This is a genomic window from Limimaricola cinnabarinus (assembly GCF_002723615.1).
Taxonomy (GTDB): domain Bacteria; phylum Pseudomonadota; class Alphaproteobacteria; order Rhodobacterales; family Rhodobacteraceae; genus Limimaricola; species Limimaricola cinnabarinus_B.
This window is the reverse complement of sequence record NZ_KZ304963.1, coordinates 71,403-72,394: the sequence shown is the minus strand read 5'-3', so window position 1 is coordinate 72,394 and position 992 is coordinate 71,403. Positions and strand designations below refer to the sequence as shown.

1 protein-coding gene is annotated in these 992 nt (G+C 65.8%); it reads left to right on the top strand.

Annotated features, from left to right (window positions below; translation table 11 throughout):
• The coding region (tuf, locus tag CJ301_RS12790; RefSeq protein ID WP_099277806.1) for an elongation factor Tu at positions 1-992 on the top strand (992 nt) is incomplete at both ends.

Below are 992 nucleotides of genomic sequence, written 5' to 3'. Positions count from 1 at the left end.
GACCAGATCGACGGCGCGCCCGAAGAGAAGGCCCGCGGCATCACGATCTCGACCGCCCACGTGGAATACGAGACCGAGACCCGTCACTACGCGCATGTCGACTGCCCCGGCCACGCCGACTACGTCAAGAACATGATCACCGGTGCCGCCCAGATGGACGGCGCGATCCTCGTGGTGAACGCCGCCGACGGCCCGATGCCGCAGACCCGCGAGCACATCCTGCTCGGCCGCCAGGTGGGCATCCCCTACATGGTCGTCTACATGAACAAGGTCGACCAGGTGGATGACGAGGAGCTCCTGGAGCTCGTCGAGATGGAAATCCGCGAGCTGCTGTCGTCCTACGACTACCCGGGCGACGACATCCCGATCGTCAAGGGCTCGGCGCTGGCCGCCATGGAAGAGCGCGACGAGGAGATCGGCAAGAACTCCATCGTCGAGCTGCTGAAGGCCGTCGACGAGTACATCCCGACGCCCGCGCGCGCCGTGGACCTGCCCTTCCTGATGCCGATCGAGGACGTGTTCTCGATCTCCGGCCGCGGCACCGTGGTCACGGGCCGTGTCGAGCGTGGCGTGATCAATGTCGGTGACGAGATTGAGATCGTCGGCATCCGCGACACCAAGAAGTCGACCTGCACCGGCGTCGAGATGTTCCGCAAGCTGCTCGACCGCGGCGAGGCGGGCGACAACGTCGGCGTGCTGCTGCGCGGCATCGACCGTGACGGCGTCGAGCGTGGCCAGGTGCTGTGCAAGCCCAAGTCGGTTTCGCCGCACACCAAGTTCGAGGCCGAGGCCTACATCCTGACCAAGGAAGAGGGTGGCCGTCACACGCCGTTCTTCGCGAACTACCGCCCGCAGTTCTACTTCCGCACCACCGACGTCACCGGCACGGTCGTCCTGCCCGAGGGCACCGAGATGGTGATGCCCGGCGACAACCTGAAGTTCAACGTCGAGCTGATCGCCCCGATCGCGATGGAAGACGGCCTGCGCTTCGC